Below are 19,058 nucleotides of genomic sequence, written 5' to 3' on the forward strand. Positions count from 1 at the left end.
ATGATGTGCCCCGGCACTGACTCACATACGTTCATCGGTTTTTAGCCTAAATCCTCCATATGCTCTGTAGCCGGGGTCTTGTGCCCCATTGTTACACATCTGGGTGAATTAGAAATCACAGAAATCTAATACGATCGACTCATCCTAATCCGTCTATGTGTATGCTCTTGGGCAATAGCAGATACATCTAGTCAAATATTAATCCAGATAGTTTTATCTCAAATCCGGACACCGGCACTCTGATTTTGAAATTCTCAATTACCTGCGAGTCTATCTCGCCCACTATTCCTACCGGTTTTCCCCCAACCAAAACCTCCGCAGTTCTTCCGCTTGCAAACGACGGATGAGTGGTGGCATTTGTCTTGCATGTTATACCCGAGTCGGTTTTGAGCAGTGACTGAAGGATTGATTTTATCTCTGTGAAACTGGTGTCCTTGTGCGCACTCACGCATGATAGAGTGACAGTCTCGTCAATCGGGTGTCCCTTTGTGAATACGACTCCGGTCTCAAATAATTTTTGAGGGTACGATTCGTGTATGTTCTTTGAGAGATTCTCCAACAGCCCCGGAAGTATCGAGTCCCTCAGTACTGTGTGCTCCAGGCTCTTTGATTCTGCCACCTCGATTATTTCTGACGGATCCCTTTTGGTGTAATCATACAGGACCTGCCTGCTTGTAAGGCTCGAGTTTAGCGCCTCTGTGAACCCAAGTCCAATCATCACGGATGTGATTTGATCAAGTTTCTTTGTGACGTTGTTTTTCTCCCCGACAGATATTGACGGTGGAAGCGATGGTTTCAGGTTTTCAATTCCATGACCAAGTGCAATCTCCTCAACTAGATCCATCTCGCCCAGTATGTCAAATCGGAACCGCGGAATGCTGCAGAGGATCTTCTTTCCCCTCGGAATGGCATCCAGCCTACATTTTTTCAAAGAGTCGCAAATTTTTGGAACACTCAGGTCCAGTCCCAGAATCTGGTTCACCAGTGCAGGATCAAGCAGAATGGTGCGCGCCTTGAATGTATCAGACGAGCTTTTTGCATCTATCATAACATCTGATATTGCAAATCCCAGGTTCTGCAGGGTTGTCGCCACCACGGACAGAGAGTCATCTACTGCGCCCTTGTCCATCCCGGTTACCTCGACTAGAATGTTTTTTGTCCCGGTGGATACTGCAGTCAGCGCAGAGTTGATTATCGGCGGAAACGACACGGTGCGGTTTTTTGCATCAAGTATCATCGGGACCTTGGAGTCAGTCAGGAGATGCGAGTATTCCTGACCTGTGGCAGTCTTTTCAAGTATTTCCTTTACTGTGACGCTCTGGACAGATGCCAGCGGTACAAACTCGTGGTCCTTTGATACCGCGGTGTACCGGAGGGGCGACGATACCGAGTCAAGGTTGTGTATTCCGATTGACGCCTTTTTGCGGCGCCTTCCAATCCCAAAGTGAAGGTCTTCCTGTAGCGCTATCAGCTGCCGTATGGACTCGTCGTCAAGCTTTCCGTTTCTTGCTATTACCGCCGAGATAAAAGGGCGGATTTTCTTGACTGACGCATCAGTCTTTATCAGAAATTTCTTTTTTTCCTTTTTGACTGATACCTTTACCTGTCCTTTCTTTATGCCAAGCAACCCCTGCAGACCTGACGCTATTCCAACGTCTGTCGCATAGTCCGGTCTATTCGGGCTGTACTCGACTCGGACGAAATCCTTTTGCTCCTCCTCTATGTCGAGTCCCAGAAAAGGCAGGACATCTAGGATCTTGCTTTTGTTTGCCTTGCCGACAAGTCTTTGCAACCTGTCCAGGTATAATGTTACTACTGGCATTTTGGAACGCTCCTCAGCCACCCAAGGTTGTTGTTGTAAAATTCGCGGACATCGTCCAGTCCGTATTTTAGCATCGCTATTCTCTCAATTCCCCCTCCCCATGCAAGGACGGGTCGTGTTATTCCAAATGGTCTAGTCACCTCGGGTCGGAATATTCCCATTCCAAACAGCTCCACCCATTTTTCCAGCTTGTCGTTGTACACCATTGTCTGGAGGGACGGCTCCGTATACGGAAAAAATGTAGGCCAGAACTTTATCTTGGACAGTCCCAGTTTTTTGTAAAACTCTTTTTGTATTCCCATCAGGTCGCGGAGTGACACGTTTTTTCCAACGACAATCCCCTCCACCTGGTTAAACTCTACCAAATGCTTGTAGCTGACCTTTTCGTTTCGGAACACCCGTCCGAGCGAGAACACGCGGGCCTCTTCTGGCTTGTTTTCTGCCAGGTACTTTATGGTGACGCACGTGGTGTGGGTTCGAAGCACCATCTTTTTTGCAGCGTCAACGTTCCAGTTGTACTTCCACCCCCTTCTGTGGGAATCGGAGACCTGCCTTATCTGGGAAGGCGTGGCAAACTTTTCTGCCGCGTTCCCCTTTATGTAAAACGTGTCCTGCATCTCTCGCGCAGGATGGTCCTGCGGCGTGAACAACGCGTCAAAGTTCCAAAAGCTTGGCTGCGCAAAGTCGCCCATTATCTCGGTAAAGCCAAGGCTGACAAACGTCTCCCGGATTTCGTTGATGGTGTCTTTCAGTGGGTGGGTCCTTGCGGCAAATATTACCGGCGCGTCTGCTGCCACGTCGATTGCCCCGGACTCGATAGCGTCCAGGTCGATTACCTTTGCCTCGTCAGTCAGCGATACCGTTTTTGATTTTATGGTTTCAAGTATGATATAGTCTGGTCTTTTCTTTAGAGATTCAAGTGCGGACAGGTCCCCGATGTGCTCAATGGGAATCTTGTTTTTGCCAATCAGCGCGATTAGTTTTTCCTCGCCTGTCTGATCAGGCTTTTGCTTTAGCGACACCATGTTAGATGACTCGCCCTTTTGGATTGCAATCCAATCGTTTCGTTTTGCGTTTGCAATCGCTGTATTGATCTCGTCGAGTAGTTTTTTTCTCAGATCATCAAGCGATACGGGATTATTTTCAATCAGCTGGACAAGCTTCCTCTCAGGCAGTCCCTCGTCAAGTGACAGGGTTCCGTTTTTTCCAAGCGATGCAAAAGATTTTTCAGACTCGATAACCACCGCGAGGTTTTTCAGGCGCAGCCACTCTATTCCGCGCCTTATCTGATCAATTGAGAGGTCGCTCCTTTCCGCTATTTCCTCCGGAGTCAGATTCGGCGTCTCTCTGAGAATTTTGATCATTGTTTTTTCAATTGGGTGGAGGACCAGAGACAACAGTACAACGACCCGAAAAGACTTTTTAAACCTTAATCTACCCCAATCATGAATGCCCCCTGACGAATTCATCGTTACTCCCTGGCACGTGGAGGGGGACATTGACTATGACAAACTGATCAAGCAGTTTGGCACGGAAAAAATCACAGACTCGATACTAAAGAAAATAGAGAGAACTACAGGCGAGATCCACTTTATGCTAAGAAGGGGCGTGTTTTTCTCGCACCGGGACCTCGGCAGGCTGTTAGACGAGTACGAAAAGGGGAAAAAGTTTTTCCTGTATACAGGGCGCGGGCCGTCAGGTCACACCCATATCGGGCACCTGGTCCCGTGGGTCTTTGCAAAGTGGCTCCAGGAGAAATTTGACACGAACATCTACTTTCAGCTGACAGACGACGAAAAGTTCTTTGCAAAGCAGGATTTGACCTTGGAGCAGACTAGGAACTTTGCGTACGAGAACGCGCTTGACTTTATCGCGCTAGGATTCAAGCCGGAAAAAACCAAAATAATAATCAACACAAAAAACATCAAGACGCTATACCCGATAGCAGCCGAGGTCGCAAAAAAGATCAACTTTTCAAACACAAAGGCGGTGTTCGGTTTTACAAACGAGACAAACATAGGGATGATCTTCTACACATCTCTCCAGTCGGCGCCGTGCTTTATCGAGGACAGGCCTGTCCTAATTCCGCTAGGAGTCGACCAGGATCCGCACTTTAGGATAACGCGGGATGTGGCGCCAAGGATAGGAAAGCCAAAGCCCGCACTGATCCACAACATCATGATACCGTCGCTTTCAGGACCGGGGGGAAAGATGTCGGCGTCTGACGAATCAGGTACCGTGTACACTACGGATTCGCCAGAAACGGTAAAGAAGAAGATAAACAAGTACGCATTCTCAGGCGGGCAGCCAACCGTGGAGGAGCACAGAAAGATGGGAGGAAACCCGGACATCGACGTGTCGTACCAGTATTTGAGAATCTTCTTTGAGCCAGACGACCAGAAGCTAAAGACCATACACGATGACTACAAGTCGGGAAAACTTCTCACAGGCGAGCTAAAGGCAATACTAATCGAAAAGGTAAACTCGTTTCTCAAGGTCCACCAGGAGAGGCGCGAAAAGGCAAAAAGCCAGATTGACAGGTTCCTCTTTGAGGACCGATGAAAGTCAAGATATCGTGCCAGGACAAACACGAGGCAGTCAAGCTTGCAAGCCTCATTTTCATAAAGGATGGAATGGAGACTTTCATCAGATCGGTCGTAAACGTGTACGGAAGTGAGCTTGTCATTTCGCTCAAGGACAAGTCGGTCCATTCCATAGTGCTAAGGGACGCAGAGCAGGTCGAGGCGTTTACAGACTTTGTCCAGTCCGTGGTGGAGGGGAAAAGCAAGATCACCGGCACAAAGGCAGAAAACGACACCGTAGAGATTACAAAAGACTAGACTAGCGACTTGTCCATTTCGCCAGACAGCGTTTCCTGCACTTTTAGAAAGTACATCTTTGTCGAGTTCGGCATCGAGCCAAGGTTGTTGTCAACTGCAATCATGAAATACCTGACTGCCCTCTTTGATATGTCGAGGTTGAACTTCATCTTTAGAATTGGGTCCTGCTTTACTTTGATCTTGTCTGCAAGCCACGGGGGCGCCATGTCCTTTGCCTCAGATATTATCTTGGCATACCAGAGCGCAAGGTTCTCCGGGTGAAGTCCCTCCTGGAGGTTTGTCACGTCAGTTACGAACCGCTTCATCAGGTGGTTTGTTAGGGTCAACTGCTGGAGCTTGGGAATTTTCGTTTTATTTCAGTGAATCAAACATAGGCAAGCACTTTGTCAACTTTTCAGCAATTTGCCATCTGCGTCAATTTCAGAGTTTCGTATACGGGTGCTTGAGATCCTGCTCCCGTCCCCCGCAAGAATCATCGGGACTATGACGGTCTGGACCGGATCCAGTCCTCTTTGCCTTCTCTGCAGGTTTAGCACGTCTCCCTGGTGTGCGGTCTCCTCGCTTACTACTAGCGCCTCCACGTCTCCCTCAAGGACTGCGGGTCCAAAGTCGTCGTCAAGCGGGCTTATCGTATATGGTCTTCCAGGGTATTTTTTTTCAATTAGCGATTTTAAAGAATCAAGTCTCTGGGAGTATGTGTGCCACGGCTTTTTCCCCTTTTTTGCTGCAAGGGAGTCGCTTGTCAGGCCTATTATTACACGGGACGATATGGAAAACGCCCGCTCAAGGAGCGCAATGTGCCCTGCATGGATCACGTCAAATGTCCCGCCCATTGCAACTAGCCCGAACTGCGGCATGGTTTTTGCTTTGGCAATTTTGAAGATAAACCTATGGAGTTACCAGGATGACAGATACGGTGCTTGACTGGGATGCAAGTGCCACCCCGTTCTGGTCCCACACAAATGTCTCGATGAAAAACCCGCCCTCGTTTTCAGGAACCCATGTTACGTGCGGCGTCTGCTGTGCAGAGTCAAACGTGCCCTCTGCGATTCCCAGAAACTCGACGGTTCCCCTTTCTCCAAACTGCTTTACCTGGGCGTAGTAGACGTACTGCTGCCCTCCACCAGATACGTCCTGGATTGAGAGGGTGCTTGTAATGTCAACTGGCGTGCCGACTCGTATCTTGGAGAGGTGCTCGCCTGACTCGTCCAGAACCTGGATGTCGTTTATCGTGATGAGCCGCGTCATGATATCCACAGAGACGTCTGTTACCGGCGTGAGCTTTGACTGGTAGTTGTCAGATTCTGCGATTACCTTAAACGACACTGCCCTGGGGTCTACCTCTCCCTCAAACCCAAAGTCATATGTCGTGTTTGGCTTTAGCTCGTTGATCAGAACGGTCTGGATTCCCACCACTCTTGGAGGGCTGAACGCGTCGTACGATATCAGGTGGACCTGAGTGTCCACGCTTGACTGCTGTCCCTTGTTGGTGATTGTCCCGTCAAGGCTTGCCACATCAGATATTGACAGGGCAGACGGGATTACCTCGAGCAGCTGCTGCTTGGGAGACCCAGAGTTGAACCCGAGTATGTTTGCGGAGACCTGGGTGATTTCAGGATCAGGAGTCTTTGACTTTATCATAAACGGCGACTTGGCGTGCGGCTGCACTACGGTAAGAAGCGTGGTACCGGTGCTGGTTTCAAGGGGGTTTTTTGAGGACCCATCCCCGTAGAACCCGACCCAGATCTTGACGTTAGTCACAGGAAAGGTCATTGTGTTTTCCACCTCGCCTAAAACCACGGTGTACCCCTCGTCATCAGAATAGCTAAATGTGCCCCCAGTGAGCTTGACCTTTGAGCTTGACGGGGTGTCTGTCATCTGGGCAAACCCGGGCGCCGCAGGCAGAATCAAAACTAGTAATGCGAATACTGCAATTGTCTTTTTCAACTGATTCTAGTACACGGGTATGATTAATCACATAAGAAATATCATATTGTATACAATATGGACTAGAAGCTTTTACAAAATATTAAGAATAAAAGATAAAGAGTAAGAGTTTTACTTTTTACTTTTCATTGCGGTAATTGCGAGCCAGTAAACTAAACCTGGTGCTAAACCGACAATTAGTGGTATCCATACGCCGATTGCTGCGGCTTCGTTTGCCATGTGTTTGTCGACAAAATTATCATATTTAAATCCATCTCTGGCAACCACGGTTGCAAACGATCTGGTAAATAATAAAAATGGACTGAAGGGGATTTGAACCCCTGACCCCTCGCGTGCAAGGCGAGTATTCTACCACTGAACTATCAGCCCATTAAAAATAGTACCTGCCCGCGTGGATTTTAATTGTTGTTGTTTTGATGCCAAGAATTTTATTTGTAAAATTTCAGGCAAGAGCCATGGTAGTAATGGAATCCCAGATAGTCCTAAAGGCAGGAGACAGGGCGCCTGAATTTGACCTCACAGGGATTGACGACAAAAAGTACTCGCTTTCAAGCTTCAAAGGGTACGATGCGTTACTGGTAGTTTTCATGTGCAACCACTGCCCGTATGTCAAGGCAAAGGTGGGCGCGATAAACGAAATCCAGAACAAGTTCAAGGGAAAGGTGGCAGTTGTTGGAATAAACAGCAACGACTCGGTTGCGTATCCTGACGATTCCTTTGAGAGCATGAAAAAATTTGCAGCCGAAAAGAAAATCAGTTTCTTTTACCTGGTGGACGAGACCCAGCAGGTGGCAAAAAAATACGGGGCAGTCTGCACCCCGGATCCGTTCCTGTTTGACAAGGAGCAAAAGCTGGTGTTCCACGGAAAGATAGACAACGCAATGAAGCCGGAAGATTCCGCAACTGAAAAAACAATGATTGCAAACATTGAGAAATTACTTGGCGGTCAAAAGATTGCAAAAGATTTTGATCCTTCGATTGGTTGTTCCATAAAATGGAAGAGTTGACCACACACTTAAAAGACACTTCTTTTTGAGGATTTTTTAGGGCCGGTAGCTCAGCTTGGCTGGAGCGTTCGACTGATAAAATATCGTTTCAGATATCGAAAGGTCGAGAGTTCGAATCTCTCTCGGCCCATCAATTTATCCAAGCGCACTTGATGAAATTGATTCTGCCCACTGGATTGCGTTTTCAAAATCCCCAGTTACAAACTCCGCCTTTGCGCTTGGTTTTTTGCCGGTCCTAGAATAGATGGCAAGGTGCATGTTTTTTCCAAACTTCGGCCTAACAGAGTTTACCGCCTCTGAGAAGAACTTGATCCTCTCGTCTGTCGCAGAAATCACCAGCACCACCATTACTCCCTGCTTTTGCTTCCAGATTCTGGTGAGGAATTTTTGCAAGTCAAGGTCGTACATTACGTCTATTGCGTCTGACATGTCGCCTAGCGCCCAGACCTGCCACCCAAGTGAGCCAAACGCGCACGACGCGGCATGGGAGTGGGGCACGCTCTGCGAGTCTGCAGATATCACGATTACGTTTTTCTTCGGATTGGAATCGTGGGGGATCATGTTTAGGATTTGAATCGAGTTTGAAATTATTCCGCGGAACAGCTTTGACTCTGACTTGCCTATTTTTGCCTGAAGGTACAGATCATCTATAGAATCAATTGCAGGGATCATTATCTCGCTGATGATTTTTGAAATGCTTGCCCCCGAGTGCTGGCAGTTTCGGACAAGGTTGTACACCTGATTCTGCGAGCCCGAAACCAGATACTCTAGGAATTTTTCCTTTACGTGAAAATAGTCATCTGGAAAGTGCAGCTTTTCTGTTCCCGACTCTATAAACCACAAATTGATGTTGCCTGCGCTCTTTTGCTTTATCAGGCCCTCCGCCGCAAATACGTTCAGGTACTTTGCCATCGTTGCGCGGTTGACTTTGAGTCTTTCAGAAATCTCCACACCCGAAAGCCCCGTCTTTGAGTCGGACAGGACGTCGATTAGCTTTTGCTGTATTTCATCTAGGGAGTAACCTCGGGTCATGGCGAACGCTTTGAAATACAATTACTAATTATTTATGCTGTGATCAGTTTGGCACGCAAGGAAATGGACGGGTCGAATTACTAGTTGTCTTGCTGGCACCAGATACACCAATGGGTTTGTACGGGACGACGCCATGCAAAGATAAAACATCATATACATAGTATGATCCTCATACTATTAGAAATGATGAAAAAATGCCTCAACTGTGACAAGCAGTTTGACGGCGTTGAGAGGAAATTCTGCTCCTGGCAGTGCGATGAAAATTACAAAAAAGTACTCAGGACGAAAATAGACGACGCGATATCAAAAGACAATAGTCATACGGACAACCTTTCAAAAGACAAATAGTCCAGCCAGGAACAGCAAAACGGCCTGACGAGAAACATTAAATAGTACAGTACCTAAAAGTACGGTAACAGGTAAGTAAAATGCCGAAACCAGGTTTCAAATCAATAACAGTATCAGAACAAGTCTACGACAAGTTCTACGACGTGTTTGAAAAGAACAAGACAGACCTGACCATGAAGGGCATCAACAGCTTTTCAGGATACGTGACTTACATGCTCGAGGAGATGATGCAAAAGGACAAGACCTTTGCAAGGTATGCTCCAAAGCTAGAGAAAATCGCAATCGACGAGGACAGGGTAGTCCTAAAGGACAACATCAAAAACAGGATTGCCGAGGTCACCGTCCAAAAGGGAGAGCTCTTTTGCCAGCTGTGCGAGGAAAAGGACTGCGTTCATGTCGGCTTTGTGTTTTCGCTTCCAGACGTTTACGAAATTTTGAATTCCAAGGGAATCAAGCACCCTAAATAAAAAAATGCAGGAGGTGGGATTTGAACCCACGAACCCCTGAGAGACGGGATCACCCATTATTAGATCTTAAGTCCCGCGCATCCAAAAGCAACATTGCTTACTTTGGCCAGGCTCGGCTACTCCTGCGATATGGTTAGATTTTGGCTGAAATTTAACAGTTTAGAGAACGGCGCAATTTTTGAAAGAATAATAAGGATTCGAATCACGAAAAATTCGTGCTTCGATAGCTCAGCCTGGTAGAGCGTTACCTTGGTAAGGTAAAGGTCGCGGGTTCGGATCCCGTTCGAAGCTTCTTAATTTTTACAGTCATGGATTTCTTCCGCATGACATCCATGCAGGCGTATTTCGCATAAATGCGAGTCGCATAAATGCGAAACAATCACGGATTCAAAGCCACAGTCTAATAATTTTTAATCAGCAGCTCGGTGTGCCCCGTTCTTTTTGCAGAGTCGGAGTTTATCGCCCGGTTCACAGGGATTTCCACAACCTTCCATTTTGAAGAAAACAGGCAAGTTACCTCCTTTGAGTTTGAATTAGAGTGGAGCACCTTGCATCCCTTTTGGTGCAGTTTTTCTGAGACGTCGACTAGCATTTCAAGGTCCTGGTACGTAAAGTTCTTGTCAGTGTAGCTTGTGAAATTGGCAGTCCTGCTTACCGGCTGGTACGGAGGATCAAAGTACACAAAGTCGCCCTTCCTTGCATGGGACACAATAGACGTAAAGTCCTGGCATGTCACCTGGATTTTCTTTGACTGGAGTGCGTGGCTTACGGAGAGCAGGTTCTCCTCGTTTACGATATTCGGATTAGAGTATCGCCCAAGCGGGACGTTGAATTTTCCTTTGCTGTTTACCCTGTACAGCCCGTTAAAGCAGGTCCTGTTTAGGAACAACAGTCTTGAAACTTTTTCAATGCTGCTTGCCGGCTCGCTGTCGCGCACCGAGTAATAGTAAGAGTCGGGATTTTTCAAATAATGCTTTGAGTGGCGCTCAAGGGATGTGATCAGTTCCTTCACCCTGTCGCGGATCACCACGTATGACAGCACCAGGTCAGAGTTCAGGTCAGAGACGTTGCATTTCAGGTGAGGGTTCTTTGATAGCAGGTGAAACAGCACGGCGCCACCTCCAAGAAACGGCTCAAAGTACGCGCCAAACTCAGACGGCATGTGCTTTTCTATGACTGGCATGAGCTGCCTTTTTCCGCCGGCCCACTTTACAAACGGCTTTGGCTCGACTGACAGTAATTGCTGCTTCACAATAAATCATATCATAAGATAATTTCGTATTGCAAGGCAACAAAAGATCACAATGTGTGCAATATTTTTTAATCAAATCGTACCGATAGCATCAGAATCTAAGATAAAGGAAAAGAGAGTTTGGGTTTTAGTCCCACTTGGACCAAGCTGCCATCCATCTGTATGTCCACGTGTTCAGTTTGCATCCCAATGCGGCCATGGTTACTGATAATACAGCACCCGCGCCAGCACCTAGTGCGACTGGACTGTTATAGAACTTGCCTACGGCAGGCTCTATCGGAGTCATATACGGCGGAAGCGTTGGTCTTGGATATTTGAATGCAGTCTCTAATGGATCAGCCACAGTGATGAGGTTGACCATGTTAAACAACGGCAATGACATTCCACACATCACACCACCGAATAGTATCAGTGAGTGCTTGTTCTTCTTTGTAGCCCAGTACGCCAGGTCAAGCAACATTGCTGACGGTAGCCAAACGGGTGTTACAATGAAGTCATATGGGTATCCGAGTGCAAACCATGCACCTTTTGCTACCCATGTGTAAACAGTCATTATCAACGCATAATACGTTGCTGTTCCTGGGACTCCAGTAAATGTCAGGTAGTAGCATGCGCCGACTACTAACATCAGTGTTTGTGATATTGAAAATACGACAAACGAAGTCCAGGCCCAATCGGTGTAGAAGATGTAGTCTCCTGCGTTAATTGTTAGCAGGGTAGAGTTTACTGCAACCACTACTATGAACAAGTAGTGAGTACATCGTCTAAGCCAGACCATTAATCCAGTAGACAAGATGTCAGTATATAAAATTTTAGAAAAATGCAGAGATCGGAGCCCAAAAACGGCACCGTGGGGAGTGAAATTAAAAATAAGAAAAAGACGAAGATGTTCTCTAAACGCCTACGAATAGAGATATCAATACAGTTCCAACGGCTGTTGCACCTAATGTTGCTGCTACGATGCCGTTGCTCTTCTTCTTGGTTCCCTCTTCCATTACTTTAACACAGAAGAGATAGCCAATTGCTTCAACTATTGTTAGGACGATGAATGCATAGTGACCACTTGGTGTTGGATATGCCCATGGATAATAGAAGTATCCTGCGGCTGTACCACCAAAGGTTGCAAGCCAAGCTGCGATGTATGATAGTGTGATGATTCCAGTCATGTTTTCTACACGTCTGCCAATCATCTTCTCTACATCGGCGCTTGATGCGCCACTGCCACCGGAGCCAAATCCTTTTGGTAGAGTCATTTGTGTTACTAATCGGTAGAATCCTTTTAAGTCTTTCTTAAAATCGCGGCATGGATCAACCTAGGATTTAAAAGAGAAAAATAAGAAAAAAGCGATTTTACGCTTATGGGATGGATCTGCTGTACAGTTTGCCTTCGAGGGCTAGCTTGTACATTTCTGCAACATATGGGTTCTCACCTGGTGTTTCTGCACCTAGTTCGACTAGTCTAGCGTATACTCTTACGACATATGCTAGAGCGCCCATGAAGGCGACTACTACACCCATGTTGAACATCCAGTGGTTTGGAACTGCGAAGATTTCCTCTACAAACCAGAAGTGCCACATTTCATTGACTCCGATTGTGAACATGGTTGCAAGGTAACCTAGGATGGTCATCTTCAATCCGGTGTTCATGGAGTTGTTTGGGCCTCTGAGAATTGGTACCTTTCTGTCATAGATTGCAGCTGCTCCCCAACCGAGTGGTAGTGCAACAAAGTGGCTATAGAGCCACCAGTGTGCTGGGGTAAATGCTGAATCTCTGATAGAGGTCTGATGTAGAGAACCGTCTACAAAGTTATCAACTTCCACTGATGCTGCTGTAGATCCCATTGCGATGACGATGAGCCAGATTTTCTTTAATCTCTGGATCTCGACTTCTTTTGGAATTAATGCCGGCATCTGTGCCATGATTCCCTAGAGCAATTTTTGATATATAAAAGATGAGTTTACGTTTACAGAAATTTCTTGTATTTTTTATACAAAATCTATGCAAATAGTAGAATATTTAGTTGCATATAAGGCGTACTTACAAATTATCCTATGCTAAAAATCAGCCATTTCGATGTTCAACATCAGTGTTGAACTAATGGATCACAGTCCGGAATCCGCCGGATCATTTTCGTTTATGGATACCAACGGTAAAACATATATCATTCCATGTGGACGATGTCATTAATTAACGGGATAACTATGGTCGACAAAAAAATATTCGTAGTGGCACTCGCTGCAGTCTTAGCACTTGGCACATTTGGTCCAAACTTGGCCCACATGGTACAATCTGCAGAAGCGCACGGTGTACAAGCACAGTTGCAAAGTCGTTTCGTGAAAATTGAAGATGAGACATTCAACAGACAATCACTGCAAACCGGTGAAGAGCTAGTCCTCAGCGGCAAGTTCGTAAGTCTTGTTGAAAGAGACCTAAGAGGTTGGAACTCTATATTCTCAGAGTCAACCAACGCAGGTAACAGATGGGAGATTCTCGCAAGAAGTCCACCAGGAAACGTCTTTCAGATACCAGGCAATGCTGTAGTCCCATATGAGATTAGGGCAAAGGCATTAGAGCCAGGAGTATATCACGTACACACACAACTTAATGTTGCTTCAGTTGGACCAGGATTAGGCCCAGGACAGACAGTAGTAGTTACTGGCGAACCAATATTGAAACCAATTCCATACACAAACATCATGTATCAATCAATCATCATTGGAGTTGGCTACGTCATAACATTCGCAACTCGCCCCTGGCAAGTAATCTAAACCAACACCCTCTCTTTTCATTTTATTATTTACGGCACACGAGTGCGTATTTTGCATAGTCGGCAAGACAATTTAGAAACGACTTTATGTAATCTAGGAATCATCGAGGCATGATTTGGCCGGGGATGGGAGATCCTGCAAAAAGGAAAAAAACTCTCAAGTTCCTGCTGCTCACGGCGGCAGTCGGCATATCAGTTGGAGTAGCAAGCATTTTCATCCAGCAGTGGTTCAACATGGACAATCCGCTTAGAATGTGCGTCAACACGGTCGATGCAGATTACAAGATTAGCGCGACTTTGGAATTATACGTAAACAATGAAAAAGTCGAGATCCCGGCAAACATCGGGAACAACGAAAACTGCAGGCACTCGCTGTACACTTTGACTAACGACGGGACAATACATGCGGAATGGAAGGAAGAGTACCCCTTTGAGATAGGGCACTTTTTGTGGACTTGGACGCAGTATCACGAGGGAGGGTTCCCAAAGACAGACATGGACGACTCCAAGTCAAAGATATTCGTAAACGGCAACGAGGCCAAAGAATACATCCATGCGCGCCTAGTAGACGGATACCACTACCGCGCAGAGTTTTTCACAAAGACGTATGACAAGTCGCAAGAGCACGACTTTGCACCGCCGCAATAACGGCCTAGTCCGCATAGACTGAAAAGCAAGATTTGTCAAGCCAGAGCTAAAAAATACGCAAAGTGCACTAGAGGTATTAAAAATAATGAAAAAAGAGAATTTTACCAGTATTTACCGTTGTCTGGAATGAGGCCGATTCCTTCTCTTTCAAAGTGTCTGTCTAACTCGTCTACCCATCTCTCACGGTTGTCTTTGTATGACCAGCCGTGTACGCGCAACCAGTATGCTATGATTCCTAGAAGGAACACAGTAAACATGATTGTGCCGAAGATGTAAACCATAACGTCGTAGAACAATGGATCATAGTTTGGTCCTAATTGTCCAAATACGGTAGACAGAATGCTGAACACTGTACCGAGTAATGGAGTCATTGAATTAATCAACTCAATATGTGCGTTATATACATTTCTCTGATAATCAAAAATTTGGCAAGATCGGTTTCACTAGGAGATAATAATAAAATAGGAAAAAGAGGTTTTTTTACCCTCGGCCTTGGGCTGCATATCGTCCGCTTCTCGCTCTGATGAAGAATGCTGCTGCGATTCCTCCAAAGATTGCTGCGGAAATTGCTGAAGCTCCCAAGACACCATCTGCTGCAAGGTATGGAGTGCCTGAACCTGTTGATGGGTTCGCTTTGGCCCAATCCACTCGCTCTTTAGCAAGTTTTAGTGTCTCTTCCAAGGTGTTCTTGCCTGTTTTACCAGTCTGATCAACGCTTCCCATGTACTGGGCAAATGCCTGTGAGGTCATTAGGCTGACAGATATGGCAGCTATGGCAAGTATTGATGCGCCTAATAGTGCTTTATTCATAGTGTTTACCTGTTGTGTGGAAACCAAGGTTTCTATTTAACTTTTTTCTAATGTCCACTTTTGATAATTTTCGTCCGGGGTAACGTTTATGTTTGTTCTAGAATGACGATTTTCATGGGACGAGTTCACACTCACAGACACGGTCAGTCACACTCTACTAGACCGATCACACAGAGAACACCTTCTTGGTTGTCAATGAGCCAAAAAGAAGTTGAGGATCTTGTTGTAAAATACGGCAAGGACGGAGTCCCAATGAGCCAGATAGGAATCAGGATGCGAGATCAGCACGCGATCCCACTTGTAAAACCAATTGTCAAAAAGTCGATCAAAAAAATTCTTGACGACAACGGAGTGACACCTGAGATCCCAGAGGACCTAAACAACATCGTGAGAAAAGCAGTAGGACTGCAAAAGCACCTCAAGACACACAACTCTGACAAGAGAAACGTCAGATCGCTTGAACTGGTAGAGGCAAAGGTGCACAGAATTTCAACATACTACAAAAGAATCGGAGCACTTCCTGAAAACTGGAAATATAAGTCAGTGGTAGCCCAACTAGAATAATGGGAAAAAATTTTAGCGAACATTTATCAAATTTCAACGACAAAATTTCAGACTGCATAAAATCCGGAAAGGACGTGATCGTCACCACTCACATCGATTGTGACGGGCTGACATCTGGAAGCATAATCACAAAGGCACTCATCCACGCAGGCGCCAAGGTAACAGTAAGGACAGTCAAGGAGATGAACGGCGCAGTCATCAAAAACATGCAGCAGGATTCTCGCGATCTCCACATAGTAACGGATCTCGGCGGCGGGTTTGCAAAGCAGTTTGACGAGGCGTTTGGCGAAAACTGGTTTGTTTTGGATCACCACGAAATCCCGCAAGAAGAGTGCGAAAACGAGCGCGTCATAAACGCCTGGAAGTTCGGGATGAACGGCGGCACGGAAATTTGCGCAGGCGGCATGGCATACCTTGCTGCAAAATCACTTGACAGGAGAAACGCAAATCTTGCGGCAATTGCAGTAGTATCGGCACTGGGCGACAGGCAAGACCAGGGCGAAAGAAAGTCGTTTACCGGAATGAACGCAGAAATTGCGGAGGAGGCAAAAAACGCAGGCCACCTAAAAATCGATTTGGATTTATTGCTAGTAGGAAGGGAGACCAGACCTATTGCAGACTCCCTGGCATTTACATCGCAGCCGTTCATCGAGGGGCTGACGTGGAACCGGGACTCTTGCTTTTCATTACTTAGAACGTCCGGGATAAACCTCAAGGACGGCGGAAGGTGGAGGACACCGTCGGATCTCACAGACGACGAAAAGCGAACCCTGATCGAAATAATTACAAAATTTGCCAGCAGCCAAAATGCAACGCAGATAATGGAAGAGTTAATCGGGTACACCTACACGTTTCCAAGCGAGGACAGACGCAGCTTTTTGCGCGATGCCCGCGAGTTTTCAACCATGCTAAATTCCTGCGGAAGAATAAACAGGGCAGGAGTCGGAATAGCAATCTGCATGGGCGACAGAAACAAGATGCTGCAGGCAGGAGAAAACATCCTTGGAGAATACAGGAAAATGATCAGAGACTACATGAACATTTTGTCAAACGAGCGCTGGAGAATGAACGACTCGATTAGCTGCCTGATGGTAAACGGCGAGGGCGTCGTCCCAGAGACGATGAGCGGAACGATTTCGTCCCTACTTGCAGGCTCCCCAAAGAACGCAGGAAAAATAATAATTTTGAGGACAAACGGAGAGGAAAACACGATCAAGTTTTCCTCAAGAAAGTCAATGGGCTGCAAGTCCGATGTGAACCTGAGCATACTGATGAGGACCGGCGCTGAAAAGTTCGACGGAGTGGGCGGCGGACACGATGCCGCTGCAGGAGCAAAGATAACTAAAGACAAATTGGATGGATTTTTGGATTACCTTGAAGACAATGTCGCTCACGTGCAGAGTTCAGATAGCAATTAACAACATCTCTGAGAAAAAGGCAAAGGCGGTGCAAAGTGCGCTTGAGCCAGATAACGTGGACTTTCCAGAGGGGCTCTCACTTGAAATAGAAAATATTGATAATGCACTAGTCTTTAATTTTCAGAGTACAGGCAGCATGAAAAAACTAATCCCCACAATAGACGAGGTCCTGGCGCACGTGCAGATGGCGCTAAAGGTGATTGAATAATGCTTGACCCAAAGACAATCAAGGAAAAACCGGAACTAATCCGCAAGATGCTCAGGGACAGAAACTCTGACTTTGACTTGGATTCCCTGGTATCTCTTGACTCCAAGAGAAGGGAGATGATAGTAAAAACAGACGAGCTTAGAAAAAAGAAAAACACGGTATCCATAGAGATTGCCCAAAAGAAAAAGTCAGGCCAGGACGCGAGTGCCGCAATTGCGCAGATGCAGCAGGTCTCACAGGAATTGATATCGCTTGAGGAGGACCAGAAAAAGACAGAGTCGAATTACGAAAAACTGATACTTACGATTCCGAACTTGGTTCACGAGTCAGTGCCAATAGGGCCAGACGATGCTGCAAATTTGGAGATCAGGAAATTTGGCACCATACCACAGTTTGACTTTCAAGCCAAGGACCACATCGACATATCGCAGAGCTTGGACCTTGTGGATTTGGAGCGCGCCGCAAAGACTGCAGGTGCGAGATTTTATTATTTGAAAAACGGTCTGGTCAAACTCAACCAGGCGCTCATCCACTTTGCGCTGGACTACATGGAGCAAAAGCAGTATGTCCTGGTTCAGCCCCCATACATGATAAACCAAAAGTCGATGGAGGGCGCAATCATCGCGCAGGACTTTCAGGATGTAATTTACAAAATACAGGACGAGGATCTGTTTCTGATTGGAACGTCCGAGCACTCGATTGCATCGATGCACTCTGATGAAATTTTGGATGGAAAGGACCTGCCGATAAGATACGCGGGGATAAGCCCGTGCTTTAGAAAGGAGGCAGGCGCCCACGGGCGGGACCAGAAGGGGATATTCCGGGTCCACCAGTTTGAGAAAATCGAGCAGTACGTGTTTGCAAGGCCCGAGGAATCCTGGAAGGAGCACGAAAGAATGCTTGCAGTGGCAGAGGAATTCTACCAAAGGCTCGAAATCCCATACCGCGTGATGCTCCTCTCAAGTGGAGACATGGGAAAGATTTCCGCAAAGACATACGACATCGAGGCGTGGATGGCAGGCCAGAACGCGTACCGCGAAATAGTGTCCTGCTCAAACTGCCTTGACTTTCAGACGCGCAGACTCAAGATAAGATTCCGTGACAAGACAAACGAGCAGACGCAGTACCTGCATTCGCTAAACAGCACACTTGTCGCAACCACAAGAACGCTTGTTGCAATCATGGAGAACTTTCAGACAAAGGACGGACACATTGCAGTCCCAAAGGCTTTGCAAAAATACCTCGGATCAAGTGCCATATAGGTAGTACAACTTATATTTTGGAGTTAGACGCCGTTAGTAATTGGCACGTAGAAAGGGTGGAAAGGTAAAAGACAAGTGGCGTGAGAAAAAATGGGTCACAGTTATCGCCCCAGAGTCATTTAACAATGCACCAATAGCATACATACCAATCACTGATGAGCAAAAAGCAATCGGCAGAGTTATCGAGGTTACATTGTTTGACATCCTAAAGGGAGATCCATCCCAGTACCAGTACAAGATTTACTTCCAGATCAGCAAAATTGACGGAGACAAGGCATACTCCATATTCAAGAGATACGAGTACGCAAAGGAGTTCCTGAGAAGCCTCATCAGACGAGGATCAAGCAAGGTCAGCTATGTAATGGACGTAAAGACAAAAGACAATTACATTTTCAGAATAAAGATAATTGCACTCACACACAAAAAGCTAAACACGTCAAGAAAGCACGCGCTAAGACTAATCGCAAACGACGTGATGAGCAAGACAATCAAAGAGATGACAATTGATCAGTTCGTCCAGGCAACGTGCTATGGAAAGATAAACTCCGACATCATGGCAGCTGCAAAGAAGGTCATCCGCATGAGACATGTGGGATTAGAAAAAGTAAAGCTAATCAGAACAGCAGAAGCCGAAGTCGCATTGCTACAAGCGCAATAGACTTTCT

At 46.4% G+C, this 19,058-nt stretch carries 24 protein-coding genes and 4 tRNA genes; 14 read left to right on the top strand and 14 right to left on the bottom strand.

Annotated elements, in window-relative coordinates:
* Positions 1-187 precede the first annotated feature (187 nt).
* Together pheT and pheS are read right to left on the bottom strand one after the other, a co-directional pair.
* Positions 188-1,822 (bottom strand): phenylalanine--tRNA ligase subunit beta, encoded by a 1,635-nt coding sequence (gene pheT, locus NKMY2_RS00035; protein ID WP_042683691.1) that lies wholly within the window; start codon positions 1,820-1,822, stop codon positions 188-190.
* Entirely contained in the window at positions 1,813-3,219 is a 1,407-nt protein-coding gene (gene pheS / locus NKMY2_RS00040) for a phenylalanine--tRNA ligase subunit alpha (RefSeq protein WP_042683547.1), read from the bottom strand. The genes pheT and pheS overlap by 10 nt, the downstream gene beginning before the upstream one ends.
* Positions 3,220-3,271: 52 nt before the next feature.
* On the opposite strand from pheS, the gene NKMY2_RS00045 reads away from it, so the two are divergent.
* Both NKMY2_RS00045 and NKMY2_RS00050 read left to right on the top strand, forming a co-directional pair.
* The gene (locus NKMY2_RS00045; protein ID WP_042683548.1) at positions 3,272-4,384 is read left to right on the top strand and encodes a tryptophan--tRNA ligase; all 1,113 of its coding nucleotides are present in this window, start codon (positions 3,272-3,274) and stop codon (positions 4,382-4,384) included.
* Complete coding sequence (locus NKMY2_RS00050) at positions 4,381-4,662, top strand: hypothetical protein (protein WP_042683549.1); 282 nt, start codon at positions 4,381-4,383, stop codon at positions 4,660-4,662. Before NKMY2_RS00045 ends, NKMY2_RS00050 begins: the two co-directional genes overlap by 4 nt.
* Here NKMY2_RS00050 and NKMY2_RS00055 read toward each other — a convergent pair.
* From NKMY2_RS00055 to NKMY2_RS00070, 4 genes are all read right to left on the bottom strand, one after another.
* Positions 4,659-4,967 carry a hypothetical protein gene (locus NKMY2_RS00055; RefSeq protein ID WP_420887340.1) on the bottom strand — a complete coding sequence of 103 codons (309 nt, stop codon included), beginning with the start codon at positions 4,965-4,967 and terminating at the stop codon, positions 4,659-4,661. The two genes, NKMY2_RS00050 and NKMY2_RS00055, sit on opposite strands and share 4 nt — an antisense overlap.
* An 81-nt stretch (positions 4,968-5,048) precedes the next feature.
* Entirely contained in the window at positions 5,049-5,519 is a 471-nt protein-coding gene (locus tag NKMY2_RS00060) for a phosphopantetheine adenylyltransferase (RefSeq protein ID WP_042683551.1), read from the bottom strand.
* 31 nt (positions 5,520-5,550) lie between these two features.
* On the bottom strand, positions 5,551-6,609 hold the full coding sequence (locus tag NKMY2_RS00065) for a hypothetical protein (protein ID WP_042683552.1): 1,059 nt from the start codon (positions 6,607-6,609) through the stop codon (positions 5,551-5,553).
* Between the two features lie 297 nt (positions 6,610-6,906).
* Positions 6,907-6,978 (bottom strand) — tRNA-Ala (locus tag NKMY2_RS00070).
* Positions 6,979-7,064: 86 nt separating this feature from the next.
* Between NKMY2_RS00070 and NKMY2_RS00075 the strand changes: the two genes are divergently transcribed.
* Positions 7,065-7,616, top strand: coding sequence for a thioredoxin family protein (locus NKMY2_RS00075; protein WP_042683692.1), 552 nt, complete (start codon positions 7,065-7,067; stop codon positions 7,614-7,616).
* Between the two features lie 39 nt (positions 7,617-7,655).
* A tRNA-Ile gene (locus NKMY2_RS00080) sits at positions 7,656-7,746 on the top strand.
* A 5-nt stretch (positions 7,747-7,751) separates the two neighbouring features.
* Here the strand turns inward: NKMY2_RS00080 and NKMY2_RS00085 are convergent.
* The gene (locus NKMY2_RS00085) at positions 7,752-8,648 is read right to left on the bottom strand and encodes a helix-turn-helix domain-containing protein (RefSeq protein WP_042683553.1); all 897 of its coding nucleotides are present in this window, start codon (positions 8,646-8,648) and stop codon (positions 7,752-7,754) included.
* A gap of 183 nt (positions 8,649-8,831) precedes the next feature.
* Between NKMY2_RS00085 and NKMY2_RS00090 the strand changes: the two genes are divergently transcribed.
* Together NKMY2_RS00090 and NKMY2_RS00095 are read left to right on the top strand one after the other, a co-directional pair.
* Positions 8,832-8,996 (top strand): hypothetical protein, encoded by a 165-nt coding sequence (locus tag NKMY2_RS00090; RefSeq protein WP_157832398.1) that lies wholly within the window; start codon positions 8,832-8,834, stop codon positions 8,994-8,996.
* Positions 8,997-9,076: 80 nt separating this feature from the next.
* Complete coding sequence (locus NKMY2_RS00095) at positions 9,077-9,463, top strand: hypothetical protein (protein ID WP_042683555.1); 387 nt, start codon at positions 9,077-9,079, stop codon at positions 9,461-9,463.
* Between the two features lie 5 nt (positions 9,464-9,468).
* Here the strand turns inward: NKMY2_RS00095 and NKMY2_RS00100 are convergent.
* Positions 9,469-9,589: transfer RNA gene (locus NKMY2_RS00100), tRNA-Leu, on the bottom strand.
* Between the two features lie 91 nt (positions 9,590-9,680).
* On the opposite strand from NKMY2_RS00100, the gene NKMY2_RS00105 reads away from it, so the two are divergent.
* Positions 9,681-9,754: transfer RNA gene (locus tag NKMY2_RS00105), tRNA-Thr, on the top strand.
* A gap of 109 nt (positions 9,755-9,863) precedes the next feature.
* Here NKMY2_RS00105 and NKMY2_RS00110 read toward each other — a convergent pair.
* The 4 genes from NKMY2_RS00110 to NKMY2_RS00125 form a co-directional block, all read right to left on the bottom strand.
* Entirely contained in the window at positions 9,864-10,715 is an 852-nt protein-coding gene (locus tag NKMY2_RS00110; RefSeq protein ID WP_042683556.1) for a DNA adenine methylase, read from the bottom strand.
* Positions 10,716-10,842: 127 nt separating this feature from the next.
* A complete protein-coding gene (locus NKMY2_RS00115; protein ID WP_042683557.1) occupies positions 10,843-11,493 on the bottom strand; it encodes an ammonia monooxygenase family protein in 651 nt (216 codons plus the stop codon).
* A gap of 115 nt (positions 11,494-11,608) precedes the next feature.
* On the bottom strand, positions 11,609-11,968 hold the full coding sequence (locus tag NKMY2_RS00120; protein ID WP_042683558.1) for a hypothetical protein: 360 nt from the start codon (positions 11,966-11,968) through the stop codon (positions 11,609-11,611).
* Between the two features lie 103 nt (positions 11,969-12,071).
* Positions 12,072-12,635 carry a methane monooxygenase/ammonia monooxygenase subunit C gene (locus NKMY2_RS00125; RefSeq protein WP_042683559.1) on the bottom strand — a complete coding sequence of 188 codons (564 nt, stop codon included), beginning with the start codon at positions 12,633-12,635 and terminating at the stop codon, positions 12,072-12,074.
* 282 nt (positions 12,636-12,917) lie between these two features.
* On the opposite strand from NKMY2_RS00125, the gene NKMY2_RS00130 reads away from it, so the two are divergent.
* Both NKMY2_RS00130 and NKMY2_RS00135 read left to right on the top strand, forming a co-directional pair.
* Positions 12,918-13,484, top strand: a complete 567-nt coding sequence (locus NKMY2_RS00130) for a methane monooxygenase/ammonia monooxygenase subunit B (protein WP_042683560.1) — start codon at positions 12,918-12,920, stop codon at positions 13,482-13,484.
* Between the two features lie 110 nt (positions 13,485-13,594).
* Positions 13,595-14,131 (top strand): hypothetical protein, encoded by a 537-nt coding sequence (locus NKMY2_RS00135; protein WP_042683561.1) that lies wholly within the window; start codon positions 13,595-13,597, stop codon positions 14,129-14,131.
* Between the two features lie 101 nt (positions 14,132-14,232).
* Here NKMY2_RS00135 and NKMY2_RS00140 read toward each other — a convergent pair whose 3' ends face one another.
* Together NKMY2_RS00140 and NKMY2_RS00145 are read right to left on the bottom strand one after the other, a co-directional pair.
* Positions 14,233-14,502 carry a hypothetical protein gene (locus NKMY2_RS00140; protein WP_042683693.1) on the bottom strand — a complete coding sequence of 90 codons (270 nt, stop codon included), beginning with the start codon at positions 14,500-14,502 and terminating at the stop codon, positions 14,233-14,235.
* Positions 14,503-14,611: 109 nt separating this feature from the next.
* Positions 14,612-14,941, bottom strand: a complete 330-nt coding sequence (locus NKMY2_RS00145) for a hypothetical protein (RefSeq protein WP_042683562.1) — start codon at positions 14,939-14,941, stop codon at positions 14,612-14,614.
* Between the two features lie 114 nt (positions 14,942-15,055).
* Here NKMY2_RS00145 and NKMY2_RS00150 point away from each other — a divergent pair, with 114 nt between their 5' ends.
* From NKMY2_RS00150 to NKMY2_RS00170, 5 genes are read left to right on the top strand one after another with little or no spacing between them, the layout of a single operon-like run.
* The gene (locus NKMY2_RS00150; RefSeq protein WP_042683694.1) at positions 15,056-15,505 is read left to right on the top strand and encodes a 30S ribosomal protein S15; all 450 of its coding nucleotides are present in this window, start codon (positions 15,056-15,058) and stop codon (positions 15,503-15,505) included.
* Positions 15,505-16,923 carry a RecJ family nuclease gene (gene recJ, locus NKMY2_RS00155; protein WP_042683563.1) on the top strand — a complete coding sequence of 473 codons (1,419 nt, stop codon included), beginning with the start codon at positions 15,505-15,507 and terminating at the stop codon, positions 16,921-16,923. The genes NKMY2_RS00150 and recJ overlap by 1 nt, the downstream gene beginning before the upstream one ends.
* A complete protein-coding gene (locus tag NKMY2_RS00160) occupies positions 16,889-17,131 on the top strand; it encodes a KEOPS complex subunit Pcc1 (protein WP_042683564.1) in 243 nt (80 codons plus the stop codon). The genes recJ and NKMY2_RS00160 overlap by 35 nt, the downstream gene beginning before the upstream one ends.
* Positions 17,131-18,393 carry a serine--tRNA ligase gene (serS, locus tag NKMY2_RS00165; RefSeq protein ID WP_042683565.1) on the top strand — a complete coding sequence of 421 codons (1,263 nt, stop codon included), beginning with the start codon at positions 17,131-17,133 and terminating at the stop codon, positions 18,391-18,393. The genes NKMY2_RS00160 and serS overlap by 1 nt, the downstream gene beginning before the upstream one ends.
* Before the next feature lie 40 nt (positions 18,394-18,433).
* On the top strand, positions 18,434-19,051 hold the full coding sequence (locus NKMY2_RS00170; protein ID WP_042683566.1) for a 30S ribosomal protein S3ae: 618 nt from the start codon (positions 18,434-18,436) through the stop codon (positions 19,049-19,051).
* The last annotated feature ends 7 nt before the right edge of the window (positions 19,052-19,058 follow it).

This window comes from Candidatus Nitrosotenuis chungbukensis (assembly GCF_000685395.1).
Taxonomy (GTDB): domain Archaea; phylum Thermoproteota; class Nitrososphaeria; order Nitrososphaerales; family Nitrosopumilaceae; genus Nitrosotenuis; species Nitrosotenuis chungbukensis.